Origin of the sequence: Bradyrhizobium sp. Y36, assembly GCF_002531575.1 — a bacterium.
GTDB lineage: Bacteria > Pseudomonadota > Alphaproteobacteria > Rhizobiales > Xanthobacteraceae > Bradyrhizobium.
Genome location: NZ_NWTI01000004.1, coordinates 90119 through 110816 on the forward strand (window position 1 = coordinate 90119; position 20698 = coordinate 110816).

Here is a 20698-nt window from a genome sequence, read left to right on the forward strand (position 1 = left end):
GTGTGGTTCGCTCAAAGAACTCCATCGTCCTAGTCCAGCGCGCCTTGCGAAAAGAAATGCTTGCGGATGCGCTGCACGAGCTCCGTGAACACGGGGTCGGCCATCACGTCGAGCGAGCGCGGGCGCGGCAACAGTACGTCGTAGATCGCGGCGACCGCGCCGGGACGCTCGGTCATGACGAGCACGCGATCCGCCAGGAACACCGCTTCCGGAATGGAGTGCGTGATCAGCAGCACCGTCTTTTTGGTCTCGCGCTGGATCCGCATCAATTCGACGTTCATCCGCTCGCGCGTCAGTGCGTCGAGCGCGCCGAACGGCTCGTCCATCAGCATGATCTTTGGGTCATGCACCAGCGCGCGGCAGATCGAAGCCCGCTGCTGCATGCCCCCGGAAAGCTGCCAGGGCAGCTTTTTCTCGAATCCTTCGAGGCCGACCATCTTCAGCAACGATTTGGCGCGATCGAGATATTGCTGCCGCGGCAATTTCTTCATGTCGATCGGCAGCATCACGTTGCTGATGATGTTGCGCCAAGGCAGCAGCAACGCGTTCTGGAAGACGATGCCGACATTGCCGTGCGGCGTCGTCACCTTCTCGCCTTCGACCAGGATTTCGCCAGTGGTCGGCGGCAACAGCCCCGAAATCAGCTTGAGCAGCGTGGACTTGCCGCAGCCGGAAGGCCCGACCACGACGAAGAACTCGCCGTCGTTGATGTGAAAGTCGAGCGGCCGCAGCGACGGCACATCGCCGTCGCGCGTCCGGTAGGTCTTCGACACGCCCGATAGCTTGATGCCCGACGCATCGCCGGCAGCCCGGTCGCTCACCAGTCTCAGATGCGCGGCCGGCTGCACATCGACGGGTTTGGTCGCTGAGTTCATCGCAATTCTCTCCACCCGTCGTCCCTGCGAACGCAGGGACCCATACGCCGTGCGGGCGCGTCCGGGCACGCGGGTGGAGACCTTCCGTAACCATCGAGGCCGGTGGCTATGGGTCCCTGCGTTCGCAGGGACGACAGCGGAGAATGATCGCTCACGAGCCGCTCTTCGGCAGATAGTCGTTGGTGTAGAACGCCTTCGGGTTCTCCTTGGCCTTGGCGTCGAGCCCGCCATATTCGACCAGTAGATTGACCGTCTCGGCCATGTTCTGGTCGGTGACCTGGAACGGCCGCTTTGTCTTGGTCTCTGCGGTCCGGTAGAGCGGGATGGTCAGCTCAAAGCCCTGCGTCAGCGTGTCGATCTTGCCGCCCTTGGGATTGGCATCGAGGATCGATTGCGCGGCGGCCTTCGGCTCCTTCTCGGCAGCTTCCACCGCCTTGGTCGTCGCCGACATGAAGCGGCGGACGAGGTCGGCATTGGCCTTCACATAGTCGGCATTGGCGATGATGCCGGAGGAGACCATGTTGATGCCGTAGTCGGCGAACTTGATCGGATAAACGTCCTTCCCGGTGGCGTCCTTGATCTTCATGGACTGGTCCATGACGTAGCCGAGCAACAGGTCGGCCTGGCCGTTGATGACGGCGTTGAGCTTGGTCTGGCCGTCACCTGCGACGGTCTGGAAATCGCTTTCCTTCAGGCCGGTCTTCTTCAGGAACAGCGGCCAGATCTGGGTCATGGAATCAGCCGGCGTGATCGCGACCGTCTTGCCCTTGATGTCCTCGGGCTTCCTGATGTTCTTGTCGACGAAGCCCATGGCGGACATCGGCGACGTCTGCAGCAGCACGCCGGTCGCAACCACGGGCGCGCCCTTGATGGCGGCGCGCATCATGGTGGGAACGTCGACATAGCCGAAGTCGGCGGTCTTGGCGGCGACGGCCTGCGTGGTCGCAGCCGAGCCGCGACCTTCCTGGATCTCGAGCTCGATGCCCTCGGCGGCATAGATGCCCTTGGCCTTGCCGTAATAGAACGGCGCGTGCTCGCCATAGACGTACCAGTTGAGCATCAGCACGACCTTGTCGGCGGCCTGCGCCGGCATCGCCGCGAACAGCATCAGCGCCGCCGAGACAGCCCCAATCAACCTCTTCATCGTCACTCTCCCTTGCCCTTGTTGCGTCGGCCGTTGGTGGCCAATCGTTGCCGTGATTGTTGTTACGAAGCGAAAATCACGTCCTCGCGCTGGCTGACGTGCCAGGGAATGACCAGCTTCTCGATCCGGTCCACGATCCAGAACAGCACCACGCCGAGCAACGCCAGGATCACGAGCGCTGCGAACATCGTCGGCAGGTCGAAGGTGCCGATCGAACGCTGCATCACATACCCAATGCCGGAATTGGAGCCGACGAATTCGCCGACGACGGCGCCGACCACGGCGAGCGTCACGGACACTTTGAGGCCGGAGAAGATCGCCGGCAGCGCATGCGGCAGGTTCACCGCGCGGAACACCTGGAAGCGGCTGCCCTGCATGGCGCGGGCGAGATCGACCATGTCAGGATCGACGGACTTGAAGCCCTGCACCGCCGAGACCACGACCGGGAAAAACCCGAGCAGGAAGGCCGAGATCACTTTCGGAATGATGCCGAAGCCGAACCACACCACGAACAGCGGCGCGATCGCGATCTTCGGCACGGACTGAGAGAATACAAGCAGCGGATAGACGTAGCTCTCCACCGTCCTGGAACCCGCGATCAGCATCGCGACGGGAATGCCGAACAGCGCCGACAGCAGGAAGCCGCACACGGTCGCATAGGTGGTCGGCCAGGACTGGCGCAGCAGCTCCGGCCATTCGGTGCGCAGCACGGCGAGAACATCGCCCGGCGACGGGATCTGATAGGCGGGAATCCTGAACAACCGGATCGACAAATCCCAGGCGACGACGATGAAGACCAGGAACAAGAACGGCCGAACCCAGGCCGCATTCAGCATCCTGGAGACAGCGTGTTGCGGCTTCGGCTCGGCCAAATTTCACTCCCGACAGTCTTCTTCGTTGTGGTGAGAAATTAACCCGTTGGATAAATACTGTCCAGAGCTTTCCCTGTGACGTTTTGCGGCGGTGGTTCCCAACAATCGGCGTCGTCCTAGCCTATGCCAGGACGACGACGATGGGGAGGAAGGTCGCGCCCCACTGTAGGTGTCATTCCCCGCGAAGGCCGGGAATCCAGTACGCCGCTGCCTTTCCGTCCCCACCAGCGTCTCTGGAATACTGGATTGCCCGCCTTCGCGGGCAATGACGGCGGAGATTGGAGGAAACGGCGGACGATCCGTCCACCGACGCGCGGCTAAACCGTCTGCACCACCGCGGCGCGCGACTTTGGCGCCTTCGCGATCTCGAACAGCGCGACGGACTTGCCCGTCAGCGCGGCCAGCACGAGGCCGACCATGTGGGCGAGCCGTTCGTCCTTGGCTTTCTTGTCCAGCAGGTCGCGACCGAAGATCACGCTCAGCGTGGCCGAGTTCGAGAGGTAGAAGAAGCAGAGCCCTGCGATCGAGATGTAGAGCTGCACCGGATCGACCGCGACCTGGAAATCGCCGCTGTCGACGCCGCGCCGCACCACGGTGCCGATCATCTCGACGAAGGGCGAGTGCATCGACTTGACCCTGGTCGACTTCTTCAGGTGCTTTGCGCGCGCGAGATTCTCGGTCTGCAGCAGCGACAGGAATTCCGGATTGCGCAGGAAATAATTCCAGGTGAACTCGATCAGGCGACGGATCGCCTCGGGCGGATCGAGATGCTCGAGATCGAGCCCACGCTCCTCGCTGCGGATCTTGTCGTAGGCGCCTTCCAGCACCGCCAGATAGAGCTCGTCCTTGTTGCCGACATGGTAGTACAGCATGCGCTTGTTGGCGCCGGCCTTGGCCGCGATGCGGTCGACACGCGCACCGGCAAGGCCATGGGCGGAAAACTCCTGCTTGGCGGCTTCCAGAATGCGCAGCCGCATCCCCTCGGGATCACGCTGCCATTTCAGAGTTCGCTTTGCCTTCGCCAAACCGGATGCTCGCTGCGGTGGTCAAGGTATGGCGTGTAGCATGCCGCTTCCGTCATTGCGAGGAGCGAAGCGACGAAGCAATCCAGACTGCCGCCGCGGCGGGATTCTGGATTGCTTCGCTGCGCTCGCAATGACGGGGTTAAGAGGGCGGCGCCGAAAAGCCAGTCTCGTAGGGTGGGCAAAGGCGCACTTGCGCCGTGCCCACGTCTTCGCATCCATTGGGCAAAGACGTGGGCACGCTTCGCTTTGCCCACCCTACGGGAGTCTTCGAGCGCAGCGACCGCCCCTACTTTACCGGCTTCGGCGAGCGCTCCAAGAGCACCGTCTGAATCCCGCAGGCGCCGCTCCGCACCGTCATGATCCGCGTGCCCGGCTTGCGGCCGTTGCGGACATCGGTGACGTCGAGGCCGGCCGCGATCAGGCGGACGCGGGTGGCGTCGATGTCACCGACGCGCCAGCTCAGGCCCCAGAGCCGGTCATGTTGGGGATCACCGCCGGCGACGGGCCGACGCACCACCTCGACGATGAGGTCGCCGCAACGGAAGAACATCAGCTGGCCCCAATCCTGATGCGAGCGATCGAGCGCCAGGTCGAGGCCGAGCCGCGCGCCGTAGAGCGCGGCGGCACGTTCCGAATCCTCGGTGGTGATCACGACATGGTCGAGGCCGTCGATCGGCGCCATGTCAGTCGCCACCGATTTGGGGCGCTCGTCGGCAAGCTCGAGGAAGAACATGCGCACGCCGCGTGTGAGTTCCGTGGCGGCGCGCGTGCGTTTCCAGTGCAGCACGGCTCCCGCTTCGGCGTCGCTGCTTTCCACCTCGGTGACGGGGTCAGGCTTCAAGGCCACCCGCTCCAGCCGCCGGTGCATCCTGCTCATGTCTGCGACGCGAAAGCACAGGCTGGCGAGCATGCCCTCCTGGTCATCGAGCAGCGCACGCATCCGGTCCGCCGTCGCGGTGAAGCCGCTCGGCGCCATCAGCTCGATCGTCATGTTGTCCAGCGTGAACAGCACGCGATCGGCGCCCTCGCCGGAATTCTGCCAGGCTGGCGCGCGGGCAAGCAGCGTCTGATAGGCCGCCTTGGCCGCATCGATGTCCCTGACCAGGACGACGACGTGATCGAGGCCCGTGATCATCTCTCCCCCTTTTGATCGGCCTGGAACCCTGTCAGCCGAAACACGGCGTTTGTCCGGGCTTGGCATCGCCCGGTGATGGTCGTATTCCGGCCGCATGCTGACCTCAAGCGCTTCGGGCGGCAGTTTTGCGAATAATTTCAGCGATCCCTCGGCGGAACCGGTGCTAAAGTACGCGCGTCGGCCGGGACAACAAAGCGCATGACGGACAAGCAATGCAGGCTCTCTTCATCGGACAGACCTATATCGACGTCGTCTTCATCACCGACCACATGCCGACCGGCGACGAGAAGCACGTGGCCTCGGACTACGCGGTCTCCTTCGGCGGCAACGCGGTGACGGCGGCATTCTGCTGCGCCAAGCTCGGCATCGTGCCCGATCTGATCGCGACCGCGGCCAATGACTGGCTGGGGCGCATGTTCCAGGACATGTGCGCGAAATACGCGATCTCGCTGCACGGGCGGAAGGTGAACCAGTCCTCACTCTCCTTCATCATGCCCAAGGACGGCAAGCGCGCCATCGTCCGCTGCCGCGACGACGAACACATTCATCCATTCCCGATGCTCAATCTCGGCGGCTGCCGCGCGCTGCATGTCGACGGCCATCAACCGGACGCCGCGATCCACTACGCCAAGGTCTGCCGCGAGGCCGGCATTTTGACCTCGCTCGACGGCGGCGGACTGCGCACCAACACGCATGAGCTCCTGGAATTCATCGACGTCGCCATCGTCGCCGAGCGGCTGTGCGAGCAGATGGACCTGACGCCGGAGAAGATGCTCGACTATCTCAAGAGCCGCGGCTGCAAGATCGGCGGCGTCACCATGGGCGAGAAGGGATTGCTCTGGTACGACGAGACCGGGACGGTGCAGGTGATGCCGGCGATGCCGATCCCGCGCGAGCGCGTGATCGACACCAATGGTGCCGGCGACGTATTCCACGGCGCCTATGTCTATTCCTATCTCGCCCATCCCGGCAAAAGCTGGCGCGAGCATTTCGATTTCGCGCGCGCCGCCTCGACCTTCAAGATCCAGCGCCTCGGCAACGAGGCCGGCCTGCCGACCCTTGTGGACATCGCCAAAGTCAGGCACGAGTTCGAGGTCAGGGTCTAGGATTTCGCAAGGTCACATCATGGGGCGCGTCTTCATCGCTGGCAGCATCAACATGGATGTGGTGGCGACCGCCGATCGCCATCCGAAGGTCGGCGAGACCGTCGCCGGCCGGCAGGTGCTGTATTTCCCGGGCGGCAAGGGGGCGAACCAGGCGGTGGCGGCGTCACGGCTCGGCGCGCAGACCACGCTGGTCGGGCGGCTGGGCAAGGATGCGTTCGGCGCGGAGCTGCGCACGTTCCTGGGCGCGCAAGGCATCGATCTCGGCTCCGTCCGCGACGCCGACACCCACACCGGCACGGCGATCATCACGGTCGCCGCCTCCGACAACACCATCGTCGTCGTTCCCGGCAGCAATGCGCAGGTCAGCGCGGACGATGTCGCGGATGTGCCGCTGACGAGGGGCGACGTCGCCGTCAGCCAGTTCGAAATCCCGCTGCCGACCATTGCCGCGTTCTTTGCGCGGGCGCGTGATGCTGGCGCCACGACGGTGCTCAACCCGGCGCCTGCACGGACGATGTCGAGCGAGTTGCTGGCGCTGGTCGACATCCTCGTGCTGAACGAGACCGAGCTCGGCTTCTTCGCCGATACCGAGCTTTCGGACAGCGACGAGGCCGCAAGAATCATCGACGTCGCACGAAAACTTCAGGCGCACACGAGCCAGACCATCTGCGTGACACTCGGCAAGCGCGGCGTGCTCGCGCTGGCGGGACACGAGGAATTTGCCGTGCCGGGCCGCGCGGTGAAGGCCGTTGACACCACAGGCGCCGGCGACTGCTTCGTCGGCGCGCTGGCAGCGCAGCTCGCCAGCGGCGCGGCTCTACGCACCGCCCTCACCTTCGCCAATGCGGCGGCCTCGATCAGCGTACAGCGGATGGGCGCCGGACCGTCGATGCCGACGGCCACGGAGGTCGCGGCTGTTCTCGGCGCCAGTTGATCACGCCAGGGCGCTCTTCAGGTCGAAGCTTTCGTCGGCGGCCTGCTCCGGCGTGATCGAGCGGTTCATGCCCTGCAAGCGACGGCCGAACATGTGGTCCCCCGCACGGTTGATCGATTCGATGCCGAGCAGTTGGTCGCCCTTGTAGCAGAACGCCGAAAACGCCTTCCTGGCGGGATCACCGCGCAGCACGACGCGGTCGTAGCCGGTGGTCAGCCCCGCGATCTGGAGCTTGTCGTCGCCCTGATCGCTCCAGAACCAGGGATGGCCGTCATAAGGCTTCTTGTCGCCAGTCAGCCGCGCCGCGAGGCAGCGGGCGTGGTCGGTGGCGTTCTGCACCGATTCCAGCCGCAGCGATCCGCCGAAGCGCGGGCTCGCAAACAGCGCGCAATCGCCGATGGCCGAGATGTTGGGGTCAGCCGTCGCGAGATATTCGTCGACGATGATGCCGGCGGCAACCGGCAGCCCCGCCTCGGCCGCGAGCTCGATGTTCGGCAGCACGCCGACGCCGACCACGACGAGGTCGGCGGGCAGATGCCGTCCGTCGCTCAAGGAAACGCCGGTGACCTTGCCGCCTTCGGCCTCGATCGAGGTGGCCTGCACACCGAGGTGGATGCGGATGCCGGCCTCGCGATGCCGGGCCTGGAAATACTCCGAAACCTCCGCGGTCACCGCGCGCGCCATCACGCGCGGGGCAAGCTCGAGCACGTCGACGTCGAGGCCCTTGATCCGCGCGGTGGCGGCGAACTCGAGGCCGATGAAGCCGGCGCCGATGATCACCGCCCGCGTTTTGGACGGCATGATCGCACGCAGCGCCTCGCTCTCGTCGAGAATGCGCAGATATTTCACGTCCGCCAGATTGGCATTGGGCAGATCGAGCAGCCGGTTGCGCGCGCCGGTGGCCAGCACGAGATGGCCGTAATCGAGCGTCTCGCCCGAGGCAAGGTGCAGCTTGCGCTCCGAGCGGGCGATCGACACCGCGCGGCCCGCGATCAGCTCGATCTTCTGGTCCTGGTAGAATTTTTCCGGGCGGAACATCAGGCTCTCGGGCCCGGCCGAGCCCTTGATGTAAGCCTTGGACAGCGGCGGCCGCTGATAGGGCAGATGCGCCTCGTCATTGATCAGGCAGACGCGGCCGGCAAAGCCGGCCTGACGCAGCGAGGCCGCGACCTGATAGCCGCCATGGCCGGCACCGACGATGATCACCGGGCCGGTCATCGGACAGCCCATTTCCGGAAGACACGAGCGTGACCCATGTCGTCTCCTCTCTCGCTGATTTTGGTTTGCGGGCCTTAGGAGGAGCCGGCGCTCGTGTCCGTCCCTTGGAAAAGGCACGCCTATTTGAGCCTATCGTTCCGTCCAGTGCAAGGGTGCACCGCGGGGATTGTCTCCCCCCGCCTTCTGCGATTTAGTCGCGACTAACCACCTCATGCCGGGGATATCCAGGATGCCAGCACCCGCCTCCCAGCCCGACGATCCCGCCCTGCTCCGGATCGACGGCCCGATCGCGACCATCACGCTCAACCGCCCCGCCGCCTTCAACTCGATCAACCTTGCGATCGCGCAAAAGCTCGAGCAGCTCGCGGCGTATATCGAAGGCGACGACGCCATCAAGGTCCTGGTGATCGAGGGCGAAGGACGCGCCTTCTCGGCCGGCGGTGATCTGCAGACGATCGGGGCGGCCGCCGAGGCCGGCACGGTGACGCCTGTCGTCGGAGAGCTGTTGAAGCACTATCATGCCTTCATCGAGATCGTCAGGCGCATGCCCAAAATCTCGCTGTCGAGCGTGCACGGCTCGGCCGCCGGCGCCGGCATGGGTCTCGCCTTCGTCACCGATCTCTGCATCGCCGCCGACGATGCCAAGTTCACGCCGGCCTATGCCAAGATCGGGGTATCGCCGGACGGCGGCTCGACGGTCGGCACCGTCGGATCGCGCCGCGCGCTGCAGATTTTTCTCGCCGAGGACAATTTTACCGCGCAGCAGGCCTGTGAATGGGGCCTTGTCGCCAAGACCGTTCCTGCCACCGAGCTGAAGGCGGCGACGCGGCAGCTCGCCGAGCGGCTGTCGCAGAATCCGCCTGCGGCGATATCAGGCACCAAATCGCTGGTCTACCAGGCCGCCACCACGCCGGTGAAGCAGCAGCTCGATGCCGAGGAGCACAAGATCATCATGGCGATGAACACGGAGGAATTCCGCACCGCCGTTAAGAAATTCACGAGCAAGTCGAAGTGATTCCCGCGCGCAGCTTCTTCGGCCTTCGTCACGGCGCCACGGACTGGAATCGCGAGGGGCTTTTTCAGGGCCGAACCGACAATCCGTTGAACGAGGACGGCCTGAGGCAAGCGCACGAGGCGGCGGACATGCTCCGCGGCACCGGCATCAGCCGCATCGTGGCAAGCCCCCTCGTGCGCGCGGCCCGAACCGCCGAGATCATCGCGGCGGCGATCTCGGCACCGCTGGAGATCGACGACCGCATCATCGAATTCGATTTCGGCAGCCTCGAGGGCCTCCCTGTCCGTGACGTCATGATCAAGCACGGCGTCACGTCCGCGACGGGCCTCGTGTCGATCCTGACGGGCGACGGCGAAAGCTGGGATGCCATGGCCGGACGGTCGCTGGCTTGCGTCGCGGCGTGGCTCGAGCGTCATCCCGACGACGACCTGTTGTTCGTCTGCCACGACGCGGTGATGCAGGCGATGGCGAACGCGCTGTCCGGCAGCTATTTCAAGAACAGCCACGCCACCCCGTTCCGCTACGTGCACGAGCAGGCGCGATGGCGGATCGAGCAGGTCGCTACTGCGGACAGATATAGCCAGTCCCCGCCGGCGACTTGAAGCATCCGACCGATTCCGGCAGCACGTGCCGCGGCAGCCACAGCACCACGCTCGGGAAATAGATCGCAAACGCGATGGTGCCTAGGAAGACGAGATAGATCGGCAATGCTGCGCGCAGCGCCTTGGCAAAGCTGATGCCGACGAATTTCGACGCCATCAGCAGCACAAGCCCGTAGGGCGGCGTGATCAAGCCGAAGGCGAGCGTTGCGATCAATACGACGCCCATGTGCACCGCGTTGATGTCCCCGGCCTCGGTGAGCGTGTTCACCAGCGGCATAAAGATGATGATGGTCGGCACCGGCTCGATGAAGTCACCGACCACTGTGAACAGCAGCACCATCAGCAGCATGATCAGGTGCGGATCATGACCCGCGATCGAGGTGATCACTTCGGCGATGTAGCTGGCGCCGCGCAGATAAGCCAGCATCCAGCCGAATGCGTTGGCCGCGCCGATCGTGATCAGCGGCAGCGAGAAGATCAGTCCGGCGAGGCAGAAATCGTAAGGGATCTTCCTGATATGCCCGCGATTGAGCGCGGGGATCACGACGAGGACGATCCAGACCACGGCGACGACGCCGGCTTCCGTCGGCGTGAACCAGCCGGTGAGGATGCCCCCGAGCAGGATGACGGGGATCATCAGCGGCAAGGCGGCATCGCCAGCCGCGAACACCACCTGCCGCAGCGGCGCCCGCGGCTTGCGCAGGCCTGAGGGGCCGAAGAAATAGCAATAGATCATCAGGCCGAAACCGATCATCAGGCCCGGCACCACGCCTGCCATGAACAGGCCGGCGATCGAGACGTTGCCGACGGCGCCATAGACCACGGCGGTGATGCTCGGCGGCACCAGCGCGGCGATGGTCGAGGCCGAGGCGATGATGGCGGCGATGAAGGCGGGTTCGTAGCCCTCGCGCTTCATCGGGCCGCCGAGCGCCCGGCTCATCACGGCAACGTCGGCGGTGGTGGAGCCCGACATTTCCGAGAAGAACATGCTGAAGACGACGACGACCTGCGACAGCCCGCCCCTGATATGCCCGACCAGCGACACCGAGAGATTGGCTATTCGCACCACCACATTGGCCGAGCTCATGAGCTCGCCGACCAGCAGGAAGAACGGGATCGCCAGCAGCGCCTCGGAATCGACGCCGTCGAAGATCTTCTGGATGATCGCGGCAAGCGAGACGTCCGACAGCAGCGCACCAATGAAGACGCCGGCCATCAGCGAAAACGGCACGGGTACGCCAAGATAGCCGAACGACAGGAAGCAGATCGTCATCAACGCCAGGACAATGGGTGCGCTCACGGCTGCGCCCTCATCTGTGCGTCGGAAACGACGGGCGCGCCATCTTCCTCGGGAGGCTCGGGATGGTCAAAGCCGTTGCGCAGACCGTTGACGAGCTGCTCGATGGTGAACAAGCCGATCAGCGCGCCCGACAAGGGAATGATTGCGTAGAGCGAGGCAATCGGCGTGCCCGACGGAAGGCGGAAGCTGCCGAAGCCGCGCAGATAATTCTGGTAGCCGTACCAGATCAGGCAGAAGGCGACGCCGAGCACGACGATGCGGATGATGACTTCGACGACCATCCGCGAGGTGCCGTGCATCGCCTCGGAGATCGCAGTGAGATAGAGGTGATCGTTGCGCCGCGTCGCAGCCGCCGTACCGACGAAGATCGCGTAGATGAAGAGCGTCGAGGTCACTTCCTGAAGCCACAGCCAGGGATGGCCGATGGTGCGGGTGACGATGTCGGCGGTGACCGACAGCGAGAAGCCGAAGCACAGCACGCCGCACAGGATCATGAGCGCAAGCTCGAGCCAGTCGAGCCAGCGCCATTTGAGATGGCGTTGTCGTTGCACCAGCAGTTTGTCGGCGATGGCCATTTACGTCCTCGTCGTCCCGGAGCTATCGGATGTGACAGCTGGGAAGCTGCCGATCGTGCTCGGCGTGCATGGTTCGAGACGCCCGCCTTGGCGGGCTCCTCACCATGAGGGTCTAAAATCGCGCTGTGAAACGAGGCCTCATCCTGAGTGCCCGCCGCAAGGCGGGCGTCTCGAAGGGTGGCCGCAAGCGCCCTAATTGATCGACCGGATCAAATCCTTGATCTTCTCGGCGTGCGGGCCGAGCTCCTTGGCGAGCTTGTCGAGATAGGGATCGGCGACCGCCGTGAAACTCTTCTTGTCGACGTTGTCGACGATCTTCACCCCCATCTTCTTCAGCTTCTCGGCGGCCGTGCGCTCGAGATCGAAGGCCTTCTGCGGCTCCTTGGTGCTGATCTCGTTGGCGGCGGTCTGCACCCATCCCTTCTGCTCGGCGGAGAGGCTCTGCCAGAGCTTGTCCGAGATGAACACCAGCGCGTTGTTGGCTTCGTGCTCGGTGATGTTGAGGACCGGCGCCACCTCGTAGTGCTTGTTGACGAGATAGACGTTGATGCTGTTCTCGGCGACGTCGACGACGCCGGTCTGCAAGGAAGTGTAGACGCTGCCGAACGGCATGTGCACGGTCTGGGCACCGTAGGCCGGGAACATGGTGTCCTCGGTCGCGGTCGCCTGCACGCGGACCTTCGCGCCCTTGATGTCGCCGACGTTGTGGATTTCCCGCTTCGCATACATGTGGCGCACGCCCTGCGAGCCCGTCGCGATCACGTGCAGGCCCTGCGTGGTCTCGTCGATCATGGTCTTGAGCGCCTCGAACACGCGGGGATCGGCCAGCCCCTTCACCACGTGGCTCTCGTCGCGGAACAGATAATGCAACGACATCACACCGGCCTGCGGCGAGATCGTCGCCGTGTTGGCGGAGGAGATGATCGAGAACTCGACGTCGCCGGCCTTCACGAGCTGGAGCACCTGCGGCTCCTGCCCGAGCTGTGCGCCGGGATACTGGTCGATGATCATGGTGCCCTTGCTCAATTCCTTGAGCTTCTCGGCAAACAGGTCACCCGCGATGGAATAGCCGGTGTTGCGCGGCTGGTCATAGGCGAAGCGATAATGCTTCACCTCCTGCGCCCCGGCTCCGGTCACGAAAAGCATAGCGGCCACCGCCGCCAACCCACACATGGATCGCGCAATCATCGTTTCCCCCTGTTTTGTCGCCCGCCGTTTAAGCGGTCTGGGCGCTTGTCGTTAAATCAGCCTCACTCGGTCTTCTTCCCAGTCCTCTGCATGAAATCGAAATCGCAGCCCTCGTCGGCCTGCATGATGGTCTCGTTGAACAGCCAGGCATAGCCGCGCCGTGCTTCCTCGGGCGCCGCGGCCGGCTTCAACGCGGCGCGGCGGCGCTCCAGCTCGGCCGCATCGACCAAAAGCTCGATGCTGCGCTTGGCCACGTCCAGGCTGATCATGTCGCCATTCTTCACCAGTGACAGCGGCCCGCCGACGGCGGATTCCGGCGTGATGTGCAAAACGATGGTGCCGAACGCGGTGCCGCTCATGCGCGCGTCCGAAATGCGCACCATGTCCTTGGTACCGCCGCGCGCGAGCTTCTTGGGGATCGGCAGATAGCCTGCCTCCGGCATGCCGGGTGCACCCTTCGGGCCGGCATTGCGCAGCACCAGCACGTCGTCGGCGGAGACGTCGAGATCGGGATCATCGACCCGCAGGGTCATGTCCTCGACGGACTCGAACACCACCGCGCGCCCCGTGTGCTTCAGCAGCTTCGGGCTCGCGGCCGACTGCTTGATGACGGCGCCGCGCGGCGCCAGATTGCCGTGCAGGACGGCAAGGCCGCCTTCCTTCTTGATGGGATTGTCGCGCGAACGGATCGCGTCCTGGCCAGGCACGTCCTCCGCATTGGCGACGACGTCGCGCAGCGTCTGGCCTGAGATCGTCCTTGCGTCGAGATCGACGAGATCTCCGAGCTGCGCCAGCAGCTTCGGCACGCCGCCGGCGTGATGGAAATGCTCCATGTAATGCTCGCCGGACGGCTTGAGATCGACCAGCACCGGCACCTCACGGCCGATCTGGTCGAACTTTTCGAGATCGAGCCGGTGCGGCGAGCGATGCGCCATCGCGGTCAGGTGGATCAGGCCGTTGGTCGAGCCGCCGATCGCCTGCAACACCACTTGCGCGTTCTTGAAGGACGCCGGCGTCAGCAGCTCGCTCGGCCTCGGGCCCTTGGTCTTGGCCATCTCGGCGGCGACCTTGCCGCTGGCCTCCGCAAGCCGGAAACGCTCGGCATGCGGCGCCGGGATCGTCGCACTCATCGGCAGCGACAGGCCCATGGCTTCGATCATGCAGGCCATGGTCGAGGCCGTGCCCATGACCATGCAGGTGCCGACGGATGGCGCCAGACGGCCGTTCACCGCCTCGATCTCGGCATCGTCCATCTCGCCGGCGCGGTACTTGCCCCAGAGCCGGCGGCAATCGGTGCAGGCGCCCAGCACCTCGCCCTTGTGATGGCCGACCACCATGGGACCGACGGGTATGACCACGGTCGGCAGATCGGCACTGATCGCGGCCATCACCTGAGCCGGAAGAGTCTTGTCGCAGCCGCCGATCACGATGACCGAATCCATCGGCTGGGCCCGGATCATCTCCTCGGTGTCCATCGCCATCAGGTTGCGCAGATACATCGAGGTCGGGTGCGCAAAGCTCTCGGCGATCGAGATGGTCGGGAACACGAACGGCATCGCGCCCGACAGCATCACGCCGCGCTTGGCGGCCTCGATGATCTGCGGGACGTTGCCGTGGCAGGGATTGTAATCGCTATAGGTGTTGGTGATGCCGACGATCGGGCGCTCAAGCGCATCGTCGGAATAGCCCATGGCCTTGATGAACGCCTTGCGCAGGAACAGCGAGAAGCCGGCATCGCCATAGCTCGTCAGACCCTTGCGCAAACCACTCGTCATCATGCCACTCCTTCAGTTGCCATTGTGGTACAGCCCGCCCCCTGATTGTCAATAAGATTGGTCCATATTGTCGCATTTTCCAGCCAAACCGCTCCCTTCCCGCGCAAATTATTGACAATCCGTCCCTTCCCTGCTCCACAAGGCCAGACGCCGGGAGGCCGAGGGAATGTCCGACATTCGCACCGCAGACAGCATGCCGGTCCGGGACGACGATCCGGCCGACATCGTCGCGCGGCTGGAGGAAGACATCATCTTCGGCCGCCTCGCGCCGGGCGCACGCCTCACCGAGGACGCGCTGATGTCGCGCTACGGCACCTCCCGCCATTTCGTGCGCCAGGCGCTGGTGGATGCGGAGCGCCGCGGCATCGTCCGCCGCGAGAAGAACGTCGGCGCCACGGTGCGGTTCTACTCCGCCGAAGAGGTCCGGCAGATCTATGAAGTCCGGGAGATGCTGACCCGGCAGGCGGCGCTGATGATCCCCTTGCCGGCGCCGCAAGCCCTGATCGACGAACTCTCCGCGTTGCAACGGCAATATTGCGCGAAGGCCGACATCCGCGATCTGCGCGGCATCCACGAAGCCAACGACGCCTTCCACCTCGCGCTGTTCTCCGCCTGCGGCAATCCCTATCTGGTGGGCTCGCTCCAGGACTACATGAACCTCACCCTGCCGATGCGCGCAAAAAACCTCGCCGACCGCGAGGGCCTCGCGCAGTCACGGCGCCAGCACGAGATGATGATCGAGCTTTTGAAGGGCCGCGACAGCTGGGCGCTGGCGCAGCTGTGCGTCGACCACATGCAGTTCAGCAAGAAGGATTATCTGGGAAGGATTGGTGGTACCAACGCGTAGACGGATCGAGCTGTCGTTAGAACGACGTCAAAGATCCGTTCAGTACCGCCGCAACAGCCCGGCATCCACGCTCGCCTCGCCATAATCGGCGCAGGCCCTTTTCGGGTTTCTGATCAAGTCCGTGCGAACGCGCCTGAATGTCCTGCCGGCCGCGTCCGAGACCTCCAGGCGGAATTTGCGGGGATCGTAGCTTTCGCCATCGCGGGCGTTGATGGCGGCGGCATAGGCGTCGATCATGGCCATCGCCGCCTCGGGGCTGCCGAGAAGCCGGGCGCCGAGCTGAACGCCGCCGCTGCCATCGACCTCGTAGCCGTCGCATCGCTGCTCCAGCACCACGGACGCGACGACGAGCTGGTCGAGGAACGTCGCCTCGGCATCGGTCAGCGCTGCGGCATGCGCGGGCCCTGATACGAACGTCGCGAGCATCGCGACGACTGACAATTTGATTCTCATTGTCGTGGCTCCCGAATTGCGATCGCAAATGTCGAGAGACAGACGATGTCCGGGGCAGTGTTGACCTGGATCAACGGAATAGCGCGAGTCGCCCCTCTACGAGGTAGGAAGCTGCATCAGCACGTCATTGCAAGCGCAGCGAAGCAATGCAGAGTCGTTCCGCAGATGGATTCTGGATTGCTTCGCTACGCTCGCAATGACCGGCGGAGACAGCCCGTAGGATGGGGAGCGCTCTTGCGAACCCCATCGCCCTGCTGCTTTTCGTTCGGTCCAACTGCGTGGCCAAAGCTCGCGGTCTCGCTTCGCTCTCCCCATCCTACGCGCTGCCGCCAAAGGCCGGCAGGCCGCCCGCACTTCAAAAGGCTATGGACATGATCAAAACCGTGAGGGAGAACGCGGCATCGAGCCAATTTCAGGATGCCGTAAAATGGAATTTGATGATGTCATTCTCGGCCGGCGGAGCATTCGCGGCTACAAGCCCGACCCCGTCCCGCAGGAATTGATCAAGGAAATCCTGGCGCTGGCCATGCGCGCGCCGTCGTCGATGAATACCCAGCCGTGGAATTTCTACGTCATCACCGGCGCGCCGCTGGATCGTATCCGTCAGGGCAATACCGAGCGCAATCTGGCGGGCGTGCCGCACTCGCGCGAATTTCGAACCGGGCAGGCATTCGAAGGCGTCCATCGCGAACGGCAGATTGGCGTCGCCAAGCAGTTGTTCAGCGCAATGGGAATTGCGCGAGACGACAAGCAGAAGCGGCAGGATTGGGTCCTGCGCGGCTTTCGTCAGTTCGACGCGCCCGTATGCGTGATCATTACGTATGATCGTGCGTTGGCTTCGAGTGACGACACGGCCTTCGACTGCGGCGCCGTGGCGACCGCGCTCGTCAACGCGGCCTGGTCGCGGGGGCTTGGCGCCGTGATCAACAGCCAGGGCATCATGCAATCCCCCGTCGTGCGCGAGCATGCCGCAATAGCGGATGATCAGGTGATCATGAAGAGCATCGCGTTAGGCTGGCCGGACGACAGTTTTCCGGCCAACGCCGTCGTCTCCGAGCGCAAGTCGGTCGATGAGGCGACGACATTCGTGGGATTTGCGGGTGGAGCCTAGGGCCTACCGCTTCTTCCAATCGATGATGCGGCCCGGATCGGCATCGAATTCCATGCTGCAGAACGTGCCGCCCTGGAAATAATCGCCGACCGGATCCGGCTTCAGCTTGGCCTGCTCGGCCATCGCGTGCTCGCGGAAATCTTCGGCACGGCCCGTGGGGCGATAGCCGAATTCGTAGGCGCGGTGGTTGTCCCACCAGGCACGCTCGTTGAGGGAGGCGCCGTAGAAGACTTCGAAATGGATGTCGGGATGCTCGAGCCCGATGCGGCAGAGCTGTACGAGGTCATCGGGCTTGAGCCAGATCGAGAGCCGGCGCTGGTCGAGCGGCATGTCGCCGAAGTTGCCGATGCGCAGGCACGTCACCTTCAGCCCGTGCTTGTCGGCGTAGAGCGCGCCGACCGCCTCGCCGAACACCTTGCTGACGCCGTAGCGCCCGTCGGGGCGCGGGGTCACGTCGGTGCCGATCTTGTGGTGGCGCGGATAGAAGCCGACGGCGTGGTTCGAGGAAGCGAACACCACGCGCTTGACCCCCTTGCGATAGGCCGCCTCGAACAGATTGTAGCCGCCGATGATGTTGGCCTGCAGGATCTGGTCCCAGGTGCCCTCGACCGAATAGCCGCCGAAATGGATGATGCCGTCGACGCCCTCGCAGATCGCCTCACACTGCGCGAGATCGGCGAGGTCCGCCGCCTTGAATTTCTCGTTCGCGCCGAGATCCGCGGGCGGCTTGATGTCGGAGAGCAGGAGATCCGGATAGATCGGCGGCAGCAGTTTTCGCAGGCTCGTGCCGATTCCGCCCGAAGCTCCCGTCATCAAAATACGCGGCATGTGTCCCTCGCCGTTGGTGACCGATTTGCCGTCACGTGTCTCTAATGATAGCAGCATTGTCCAGAGGGAACGAAACGAGAGAACCGACATGAATGAGGCATCGTCCCACACCCAGGAGCGGTCAGGCTGGCGGCCGGCGAGCTATTATCCCGACCCGGCGATCAAGGCGCTCGACCCCCGCTTCGAAAAATACTGGCTGAAACTGTCGGCGGTGGAGCGGCTCGCGACCGGCCTGCGCTGGGCGGAGGGACCGGTGTGGTTCGGCGACGGGCGCTATCTGCTCTGCAGCGACATCCCGAACCAGCGCATCATCAAATGGGAGGAGGAGACCGGCGCGGTTTCCGTGTTCCGCAAGCCATCGAATTTCGCCAACGGCAACACGCGCGACCGGCAGGGCCGGCTCGTCACCTGCGAGCATGGCGGACGGCGCGTGGTGCGCACCGAATATGACGGCAGCATCACCGTGCTGATGGATCAATTCAACGGCAAGCGGTTGAACTCGCCGAACGATGTCGTCGTCAAATCGGACGGCTCGATCTGGTTCACCGATCCGACCTTCGGCCTGCTCGGCAATTACGAGGGCTACAAGGCCGAGCCCGAGATCGACATGAACGTCTACAGGCTCGACCCGGAGACCCGCAAAGCCACCGTCGTCGCCGAGGGTGTGCTCGGGCCGAACGGGCTCGCCTTCTCGCCGGACGAGAAGATCCTCTACCTCATCGAATCCCGCGGCGTGCCGACCCGCAAGATTCTCGCCTATGACGTCTCGCCTTCCGGTGACAAGCTTTCGAACAAGCGCGTCTTCGTCGATGCCGGCCCCGGCACGCCGGACGGTTTCCGCGTCGACATCGACGGCAATCTCTGGTGCGGCTGGGGCATGGGCGATCCCGAGCTCGACGGCGTCGTGGTGTTCGCGCCCGATGGCGTCATGATCGGCCGCATCGCGCTGCCCGAGCGCTGCGCCAATCTCTGCTTCGGCGGCGTCAAGCGCAACCGCCTGTTCATGGCGGCGAGCCAGTCGATCTACGCGCTGTATGTGAACACGCAAGGCGCGTTGGGGGGATAGTCGCGCCACAAGCGACCGTCCCGTAGGGTGGGCAAAGCGAAGCGTGCCCACCAATCTTAGTCGTCGCGAGAAATCGTGGGCACGTCGCTTCGCTCCTTTGCCCACCCTACGGCACCTCTCATTGCCGACGCACTTCAACCAAACAAAAACGCCGGAGCGGTTTCCCGTTCCGGCGTCATTCTGTTTAGGCGCTAAAACTTACGCCGCGTTGAAGCCGGCAACCGCCTTCACCTCGAGGAAATCCTCCAGGCCGTACTTGCCCCACTCGCGGCCGTTGCCCGACTGCTTGTAGCCGCCGAACGGCGCGGTGCGATCGTTGGGCACGCCCTGCAGGTTGACGTTGCCGGCGCGGATCTGGCGGCCGACGCGCTTGGCGTCCTCGACCGTTGGGCCCGTGACGTAGCCCGCAAGACCGTAGGGCGTGTCGTTAGCGATCTGCACGGCCTCAGACTCGTCCTTGGCGCCGATGATGGTCAGCACCGGTCCGAAGATTTCTTCGCGGGCGATCGTCATGTCGGGCGTGACGTCGGCGAAGATGGTGGGACGGACATAGAAGCCCTTGTTGACGCCCTCGGGCAGGCCCGGGCCGCCGGCGACGAGCGTTGCGCCCTCGTCGATGCCCTTCTTGATCAGGCCCTGGATCTTGTCCCACTGGCCGCGATTGACCACGGGACCGATGGTGGTGCCTTCAGCGCGCGGATCGCCCGCCTTGGTCTTGTCGGCGACGGCCTTCGCGATCGCGGCGACTTCCTTCATCTTCGAGGCCGGCACGATCATGCGCGAGGGCGCGTTACAGGACTGGCCGGAGTTGTTGAACATGTGCATCACGCCGCCGGTCACCGCCTTGGTGAGGTCGGCGCCTTCGAGGATGACGTTCGGCGACTTGCCGCCGAGCTCCTGGCTGACGCGCTTCACGGTCGGTGCCGCGCGCTTGGCGACATCGATGCCGGCGCGGGTCGAGCCGGTGAAGGAGATCATGTCGATGTCGGGATGCTCGCTCATGGCGGCGCCGACCTCGGGGCCAAGGCCGTTGACGAGGTTGAACACGCCCTTCGGCACGCCGGCTTCATGGAGGATCTCCGCGAAGATCAGCGCCGAGGTCGGGGTGAACTCGCTGGGCTTCAGGATCATGGTGCAGCCGGCGGCGAGCGCGGGCGCGACCTTGCAGGCGATCTGGTTGAGCGGCCAGTTCCAGGGCGTGATCATGCCGACCACGCCGATCGGCTCGCGCAGCACCATGGCGGTGCCGACCGGCTCCTCGAAATGATAGTTCTTGAGCACGTCGAGCGTGGTCATGAGATGGCCGAGACCGGCGCCGGCCTGCAGCTTCTCCGCCATCGGCAGCGGTGCACCCATCTCGTCGGAGACGGCGGCGCCGATCTCCTTGAGGCGGCCCTTGTAGACCTCGATGACCTTGGTGAGCAGCGCGACGCGCTCCTCGCGGCTGGTCTGGGAGAAGGTGGCGAAGGCGCGCTTGGCGGCGGCAACCGCCTTGTCCACGTCGGCCTTGGAGCCCAGCGCAACCTCGTACATCGCCTCTTCCGTCGCGGGATTGACCACGGCGGTGGACTTCTTGACGGCGGGATCGACCCAGGCGCCGTCGATGTAGAATTGCATGCGATTGACCAT

At 64.3% G+C, this 20698-nt stretch carries 20 protein-coding genes; 7 read left to right on the top strand and 13 right to left on the bottom strand.

The window, feature by feature from the left end:
- Nucleotides 1–29 precede the first annotated feature (29 nt).
- The 5 genes from CO669_RS09185 to CO669_RS09205 form a co-directional block, all read right to left on the bottom strand.
- The gene (locus tag CO669_RS09185; RefSeq protein ID WP_097659492.1) at nt 30–875 is read right to left on the bottom strand and encodes an ABC transporter ATP-binding protein; all 846 of its coding nucleotides are present in this window, start codon (nt 873–875) and stop codon (nt 30–32) included.
- Nucleotides 876–1026: 151 nt separating this feature from the next.
- The gene (locus CO669_RS09190) at nt 1027–2019 is read right to left on the bottom strand and encodes an ABC transporter substrate-binding protein (protein ID WP_198963920.1); all 993 of its coding nucleotides are present in this window, start codon (nt 2017–2019) and stop codon (nt 1027–1029) included.
- A 62-nt stretch (nt 2020–2081) separates the two neighbouring features.
- Nucleotides 2082–2891: an ABC transporter permease gene (locus tag CO669_RS09195; RefSeq protein WP_097659494.1), complete on the bottom strand. Its 810-nt coding sequence runs from the start codon at nt 2889–2891 to the stop codon at nt 2082–2084.
- A 317-nt stretch (nt 2892–3208) separates the two neighbouring features.
- Nucleotides 3209–3916: a TetR/AcrR family transcriptional regulator gene (locus CO669_RS09200; RefSeq protein WP_198963921.1), complete on the bottom strand. Its 708-nt coding sequence runs from the start codon at nt 3914–3916 to the stop codon at nt 3209–3211.
- A gap of 286 nt (nt 3917–4202) precedes the next feature.
- Nucleotides 4203–5051 carry a VOC family protein gene (locus CO669_RS09205; RefSeq protein ID WP_097659496.1) on the bottom strand — a complete coding sequence of 283 codons (849 nt, stop codon included), beginning with the start codon at nt 5049–5051 and terminating at the stop codon, nt 4203–4205.
- A 212-nt stretch (nt 5052–5263) separates the two neighbouring features.
- Between CO669_RS09205 and CO669_RS09210 the strand changes: the two genes are divergently transcribed.
- Nucleotides 5264–6157 carry a sugar kinase gene (locus CO669_RS09210; protein WP_092295859.1) on the top strand — a complete coding sequence of 298 codons (894 nt, stop codon included), beginning with the start codon at nt 5264–5266 and terminating at the stop codon, nt 6155–6157.
- A 19-nt stretch (nt 6158–6176) separates the two neighbouring features.
- Nucleotides 6177–7091: a ribokinase gene (locus CO669_RS09215; RefSeq protein WP_097659497.1), complete on the top strand. Its 915-nt coding sequence runs from the start codon at nt 6177–6179 to the stop codon at nt 7089–7091.
- Here the strand turns inward: CO669_RS09215 and CO669_RS09220 are convergent, their stop codons facing one another.
- Nucleotides 7092–8309 (bottom strand): NAD(P)/FAD-dependent oxidoreductase, encoded by a 1218-nt coding sequence (locus CO669_RS09220; RefSeq protein WP_097659767.1) that lies wholly within the window; start codon nt 8307–8309, stop codon nt 7092–7094. It lies immediately after the preceding gene.
- Nucleotides 8310–8538: 229 nt separating this feature from the next.
- Between CO669_RS09220 and CO669_RS09225 the strand changes: the two genes are divergently transcribed.
- Nucleotides 8539–9324 carry an enoyl-CoA hydratase/isomerase family protein gene (locus tag CO669_RS09225; RefSeq protein ID WP_097659498.1) on the top strand — a complete coding sequence of 262 codons (786 nt, stop codon included), beginning with the start codon at nt 8539–8541 and terminating at the stop codon, nt 9322–9324.
- A complete protein-coding gene (locus CO669_RS09230) occupies nt 9321–9926 on the top strand; it encodes a histidine phosphatase family protein (protein WP_097659499.1) in 606 nt (201 codons plus the stop codon). Before CO669_RS09225 ends, CO669_RS09230 begins: the two co-directional genes overlap by 4 nt.
- Here CO669_RS09230 and CO669_RS09235 read toward each other — a convergent pair.
- The 4 genes from CO669_RS09235 to CO669_RS09250 all read right to left on the bottom strand — a co-directional run bounded on the left by CO669_RS09235 (nt 9886) and on the right by CO669_RS09250 (nt 14764).
- A complete protein-coding gene (locus tag CO669_RS09235) occupies nt 9886–11226 on the bottom strand; it encodes a TRAP transporter large permease (RefSeq protein ID WP_097659500.1) in 1341 nt (446 codons plus the stop codon). The genes CO669_RS09230 and CO669_RS09235 overlap by 41 nt on opposite strands.
- The gene (locus tag CO669_RS09240; protein ID WP_097659501.1) at nt 11223–11801 is read right to left on the bottom strand and encodes a TRAP transporter small permease; all 579 of its coding nucleotides are present in this window, start codon (nt 11799–11801) and stop codon (nt 11223–11225) included. Before CO669_RS09240 ends, CO669_RS09235 begins: the two co-directional genes overlap by 4 nt.
- A gap of 192 nt (nt 11802–11993) precedes the next feature.
- Nucleotides 11994–12989 (bottom strand): TRAP transporter substrate-binding protein, encoded by a 996-nt coding sequence (locus CO669_RS09245; protein ID WP_097659502.1) that lies wholly within the window; start codon nt 12987–12989, stop codon nt 11994–11996.
- 62 nt (nt 12990–13051) lie between these two features.
- Nucleotides 13052–14764 carry an IlvD/Edd family dehydratase gene (locus CO669_RS09250; protein ID WP_198963922.1) on the bottom strand — a complete coding sequence of 571 codons (1713 nt, stop codon included), beginning with the start codon at nt 14762–14764 and terminating at the stop codon, nt 13052–13054.
- A 166-nt stretch (nt 14765–14930) separates the two neighbouring features.
- On the opposite strand from CO669_RS09250, the gene CO669_RS09255 reads away from it, so the two are divergent.
- Nucleotides 14931–15611, top strand: a complete 681-nt coding sequence (locus CO669_RS09255) for a GntR family transcriptional regulator (RefSeq protein ID WP_097659504.1) — start codon at nt 14931–14933, stop codon at nt 15609–15611.
- Nucleotides 15612–15650: 39 nt separating this feature from the next.
- On the opposite strand, the gene CO669_RS09260 is transcribed toward CO669_RS09255, so the two are convergent.
- A complete protein-coding gene (locus CO669_RS09260; protein WP_097659505.1) occupies nt 15651–16064 on the bottom strand; it encodes a hypothetical protein in 414 nt (137 codons plus the stop codon).
- A 427-nt stretch (nt 16065–16491) separates the two neighbouring features.
- Here CO669_RS09260 and CO669_RS09265 point away from each other — a divergent pair, with 427 nt between their 5' ends.
- Entirely contained in the window at nt 16492–17175 is a 684-nt protein-coding gene (locus tag CO669_RS09265; protein ID WP_097659506.1) for a nitroreductase, read from the top strand.
- A 3-nt stretch (nt 17176–17178) separates the two neighbouring features.
- On the opposite strand, the gene CO669_RS09270 is transcribed toward CO669_RS09265, so the two are convergent.
- Complete coding sequence (locus CO669_RS09270; protein ID WP_097659507.1) at nt 17179–18003, bottom strand: NAD-dependent epimerase/dehydratase family protein; 825 nt, start codon at nt 18001–18003, stop codon at nt 17179–17181.
- An 88-nt stretch (nt 18004–18091) separates the two neighbouring features.
- Here CO669_RS09270 and CO669_RS09275 point away from each other — a divergent pair, with 88 nt between their 5' ends.
- On the top strand, nt 18092–19069 hold the full coding sequence (locus tag CO669_RS09275; protein WP_097659508.1) for an SMP-30/gluconolactonase/LRE family protein: 978 nt from the start codon (nt 18092–18094) through the stop codon (nt 19067–19069).
- A gap of 198 nt (nt 19070–19267) precedes the next feature.
- Here CO669_RS09275 and CO669_RS09280 read toward each other — a convergent pair whose 3' ends face one another.
- On the bottom strand, nt 19268–20698 hold the full coding sequence (locus CO669_RS09280) for an aldehyde dehydrogenase family protein (RefSeq protein ID WP_097659509.1): 1431 nt from the start codon (nt 20696–20698) through the stop codon (nt 19268–19270).

Excerpts from the sequence above, each read along its gene's own strand:
- CO669_RS09185 (WP_097659492.1), bottom strand. The coding sequence starts at position 875 with ATGAACTCAGCGACCAAACCCGTCGATGTGCAGCCGGCCGCGCATCTG.
- CO669_RS09190 (WP_198963920.1), bottom strand. The coding sequence starts at position 2,019 with ATGAAGAGGTTGATTGGGGCTGTCTCGGCGGCGCTGATGCTGTTCGCG.
- CO669_RS09205 (WP_097659496.1), bottom strand. The coding sequence starts at position 5,051 with ATGATCACGGGCCTCGATCACGTCGTCGTCCTGGTCAGGGACATCGAT.
- CO669_RS09210 (WP_092295859.1), top strand. The coding sequence starts at position 5,264 with ATGCAGGCTCTCTTCATCGGACAGACCTATATCGACGTCGTCTTCATC.
- CO669_RS09215 (WP_097659497.1), top strand. The coding sequence starts at position 6,177 with ATGGGGCGCGTCTTCATCGCTGGCAGCATCAACATGGATGTGGTGGCG.
- CO669_RS09220 (WP_097659767.1), bottom strand. The coding sequence starts at position 8,309 with ATGACCGGCCCGGTGATCATCGTCGGTGCCGGCCATGGCGGCTATCAG.
- CO669_RS09225 (WP_097659498.1), top strand. The coding sequence starts at position 8,539 with ATGCCAGCACCCGCCTCCCAGCCCGACGATCCCGCCCTGCTCCGGATC.
- CO669_RS09240 (WP_097659501.1), bottom strand. The coding sequence starts at position 11,801 with ATGGCCATCGCCGACAAACTGCTGGTGCAACGACAACGCCATCTCAAA.
- CO669_RS09245 (WP_097659502.1), bottom strand. The coding sequence starts at position 12,989 with ATGATTGCGCGATCCATGTGTGGGTTGGCGGCGGTGGCCGCTATGCTT.
- CO669_RS09250 (WP_198963922.1), bottom strand. The coding sequence starts at position 14,764 with ATGACGAGTGGTTTGCGCAAGGGTCTGACGAGCTATGGCGATGCCGGC.
- CO669_RS09255 (WP_097659504.1), top strand. The coding sequence starts at position 14,931 with ATGTCCGACATTCGCACCGCAGACAGCATGCCGGTCCGGGACGACGAT.
- CO669_RS09260 (WP_097659505.1), bottom strand. The coding sequence starts at position 16,064 with ATGAGAATCAAATTGTCAGTCGTCGCGATGCTCGCGACGTTCGTATCA.
- CO669_RS09265 (WP_097659506.1), top strand. The coding sequence starts at position 16,492 with ATGGAATTTGATGATGTCATTCTCGGCCGGCGGAGCATTCGCGGCTAC.
- CO669_RS09270 (WP_097659507.1), bottom strand. The coding sequence starts at position 18,003 with ATGCCGCGTATTTTGATGACGGGAGCTTCGGGCGGAATCGGCACGAGC.
- CO669_RS09275 (WP_097659508.1), top strand. The coding sequence starts at position 18,092 with ATGAATGAGGCATCGTCCCACACCCAGGAGCGGTCAGGCTGGCGGCCG.
- CO669_RS09280 (WP_097659509.1), bottom strand. The coding sequence starts at position 20,698 with ATGGTCAATCGCATGCAATTCTACATCGACGGCGCCTGGGTCGATCCC.